Here is a 4,010-nt window from a genome sequence, read left to right as displayed (position 1 = left end):
GCAGGTCTTGGAGGTTTGCACCGCCTACCTCCTTATCTTCATAGGAAGCGACCTGCATCATCAAATCAAGCTTGGGTATGAGGGTGAGATAACGGCCTGCAGCCAATGGCCTGGTCGAGAAGGAAGCTCCCAGTAGATTTTCCCATACACCGGCCTCGTCCTCTCCATCTCGAATGCGCAAAACATTGTAGGTGTAATACGGTCGGGTACTGAAAAATGTATTCAACCGCAAAAAATTATCCTTCTTTTCGCTCCCACTACTATCCAGCACCGGCTGGTTGTAATCAGACTGTTTGGTTCGAGTAATCACCTTGCGGTTTGCCAATGACCCTAAAGGAATGGCCCGAGGTGCCAACTCTGAGGGCAAAGGACCCACCCACCCCGGTGCAGAATTATCCACCGGGACTGGTTCCCCGGTAAATTCCAAGGGGAAGTTTTGGTTTTCAGGCAGTTTAATAGGTTTTTCAACATTTACCGGAATTAGAGGCTCTGGTTTTTTTCCGAAATTTTCTGCTGGCAAGAAAGTCTTCCCTTTCATCGACCCAAGTGGAATTGCACCAGGTGCTAATTCGTTCAATGTTGGCCCAACCCAAGGGCGTACAATATCAACCAATTTTTGCTCACCTAAATTCGATTCAAAATTAGAGAAATCTCTAGGCCTACTAAACTCTTCCCCCCAAACGGACGCACAAGAAAACAACACCAAAACACCACCAAGTTTTCTTATATATTTAACCATACTCGACCCCCAAAATTATAGTCTTTTATGGCCGGGCAATCTTCCCGATCTTGATATTCTGACCATGCTGATCAAAGCTCGGACGATCCTTAAGCAAATTTCCGGCTGAGCGTACATTCTCAATAAAGTTTACCCGGCCAATTTGTTGGGCAGCAGAAACATTTCCAAAATTTGGATAGCGACCATCAATTGCCCCCTTCAAACTATTCAGCCTAACCTGGGCCGCTCCTGGAAAATTAACATTCCTCAGCCTCATGGTTTGTGCCTCCATCACGATGCGAGAAATATCTTTTTTAAATTCCAACCCGTTTACATTTAAATCTCTTCGGGCCTTGATGGTGGCAAGCATCGAAGCATCTATTTTCACCTCGTTTAAGGTGACATCGCGCATCCCCCGAATTGCCACCTCCCGTGCGGCCAGGTTTACCTCTTCAAGCAATAAGTCCTGCCTTGCCGCAATAACTAAATCACTGGTTGCAGAATGAAGGGACGCACCCTTACTTATTTCTAAATCGCCCGCAGTCATTACCACCAACCTTGTGCCCTCATTAGTTGTAGAATCCCAGTTAAAATCTCCACGAAAAGTCATCGATTTTCGACTCAGCAAGACTACCTCTTCCACCCCGTTGGAAAAATGGCTTCCAAAAGCTAGCGCATTTTCTTCGACGATTAAATGGTCTGCTCCCAGCACCCGATCCGCCCCGTTTACCAATCCATCAATTTCTAATTGCTCATAGGCATTGGCTAGCTCAAGAAAAAACGGATTCTCCCATACTTCCTGGGCTGAAAAACCTGGCATCGCTGAGAAGTCAGAGACCTCAAGGTTATGGGTCAATACCTCAGCAACTTCGCCAATCCTAATCCAATACTCATTTAAAGTACCACCGGACATTTCCAGGAGCTCCTCCATAAGCTGGGTATTTTCGCTCTCCTTTAATCGATCGCCAAGGGCAATGGCACGAGCATTTAATACCTCGTCCTGATTAACGACTGGAATTCTTCCAGGTTGCACCGCATTAAATTTAAGCTTGTACAACGACTCCTTGAGTAAAACTTTATCCACCGTGGGATCCAGCATGGCGAGTAAAACATCGTCAGTCACCGTCATGAATAGTTCCCTGGTTTCACGATCGTGACTAAAAAATATGTCTGCTTTCCCCGCATTAAATCCTGAAATACCAAGCAAACGAGTCACCGTTTGCGCAGGCTCATCCAAAATAGCAAGCCGAGCCTCTGCAGATAACCGGTCGTACCTGGCAACCTGTTCTTTACTCAGCCCATACCTTGCAAGTTTTTGGTTCTTTTTAAGTTCAGAATTGTTTTCTAAAAGCAAAGATTTGTCAGGCTGTTGAACCTTTGACTGTGAAGCTTTTGACTTCTTGGTAGTTGGTTTGCTTGCCTTCTCGGACTTTTTTCCACTTGGTGCTTCTTCTGATGCTCCTAACTCAGGATTTTCATTGCTCCCACCCGAAGATGATTCGCCACTCCTCGGTTCAGCTCCACCCTCTTCCTCGCTGGATGACTCCAAAGGTTGTTCTTCTTCCATTGGCACTGATTCAACCTCTCCATCCTTGGATTCCGAAACTTCTTCAGGCTCTACAACTTGGTTATCATTAGCAGCAGATTGTTCCATCGCCCCGGCTACTTCACCAAGTGAAAAATCTTGGGTAGCTTCTGTGGCCGCTTTGTTAGTTTTCTCAATCTTGGTTGCTACTACAGGATTAACTGGGCGTTGCGTGGCTACTCCACTTGGAGAGACACTCAAGCCACTGCCCTGACTTACTGGTATTGCCTCTCCGCCACCAGGCGGGGTAAAGGCAACTATAGACTCGGTCACATCCAACTGCACACCCTGATTAGGTTGTGCTGCCATTTGGAACTCCGTACCGCGTATGCCCGCCACCCCAACAGGAGAATCAATGTTAAAGCTCGATGCCTTGTTTAATTTCTTGGTTTTTACCACCAAACTTCCGTAATCCAAATCAATCAAAACCTCGGAAGCACTAGGTTCCCCTGGCAACTCGGCCAACTTCCGACCATCGTCGACAAAAGGTTCCTGCTCAAAGCTGGCCACTTTCATCCGGGTATTTTCTGTGAGCGTTAACAAAGTACCATTACTCAACAAGCCAACAAGTTTTCCATCTGCACCCGTCTTGATTGTATGGCTTGTTGGTATAACAGCACCAACTTTGATCGCAGGTCCTTCCTGACCATTAATCTGTAGGTACTGCACATCACCCGAACTGGATATTAAAATAAAGGCCCCGTTATTCGAGCCAACCTCTTTCGCATACCCTGTTGTTTGCAACAGTACAATCGCTCCTAAAAGAAATCTCGAAAAATCAAATAATCTCATTACTCAAGTTCCTCTCCCTTGCTCTCGTCCACGCCGGAATCATTGAGGTATTTCCATCTTTGACTACCATAGTCAAAGAGCATGCGCTTTTGGTTTAACTCGCCATAAAAATAATACCACGACCCAAGATCATGGGAGTACAAATAGGGGTAGACGGATTGCCGGGTCCACACCCAGTTAAGTCCCTCTTTCCACAACCACAAACCATTACCCTGACCCCCACTCGGGTAGATCCAACCCAAGTCGATATGGTACCACCAACCGCCATCCCCTTTGAAATAAGTGCCAAACCACCAGCTATTCCACCAGCCAGGGTTTCCTTCGATACGGAGAGCACCCGTCCATACATCACCAAGCTTGCGGTTATCAAATCCCCCACGATTTACATTTTCAAACTCTTCTAATAATCCAAGATTCTCTCCTTCTTCATTGGAGGCAAAAGCCATAACATAGACCTTTTTAACATCCTCACCGGGAAAGAATTCAAATTTGAATGTCATCGAATCTGTGGCTTGCAGAATCCTAAACACCCCATCTTTCGAAGGGTCGTAAAAAGGTTGATCAAAACTTATATAAAAGCCGGTTTCGAGGCTACCTATGGCTACATCATCAAGAATTTCTCCAGTTGCACGAATAATTCCACTTTCGAGTTCCTCGACTGGTTTTGTATCCACAATTGGTGCCACTTGGTCCCAAACGAAGACAGAAAAGTTTTCCTCAATAAACTGACCAGTACTTACAGTTCCTCTTACACGAATCGTATATTCAGAAATCTTCTCAAAATCAAAAACTTCCTTTGTCCGCAAAACTCCACTCTCCGAAAGTTCGAACTTCGCATTATCCACTCCCCCTACTGCCAAAGAGTATATCATTTCTCCTTCATCCGGATCGGTCGCATTGAACTCACCAACAAAA

3 protein-coding genes are annotated in these 4,010 nt (G+C 45.8%); all 3 read right to left on the bottom strand.

The window, feature by feature from the left end:
- Positions 1-739 (bottom strand): hypothetical protein (locus ACKPQ4_RS09215; RefSeq protein WP_407680891.1); only part of this gene is annotated, 739 nt, incomplete at its 3' end.
- Positions 740-764: 25 nt separating this feature from the next.
- Positions 765-3,095, bottom strand: a complete 2,331-nt coding sequence (locus ACKPQ4_RS09210; RefSeq protein ID WP_407680890.1) for a FecR family protein — start codon at positions 3,093-3,095, stop codon at positions 765-767.
- The coding region (locus ACKPQ4_RS09205; RefSeq protein WP_407680889.1) for a cadherin repeat domain-containing protein at positions 3,095-4,010 on the bottom strand (916 nt) is incomplete at its 5' end. The genes ACKPQ4_RS09210 and ACKPQ4_RS09205, both read right to left, overlap by 1 nt.

This window comes from Candidatus Chordibacter forsetii, from assembly GCF_964187505.1.
GTDB lineage: Bacteria > Verrucomicrobiota > Verrucomicrobiia > Opitutales > Seribacteraceae > Chordibacter > Chordibacter forsetii.
Note: the sequence above shows the minus strand (reverse complement) of the source record. Positions and strands in the feature narration are given on the sequence as shown.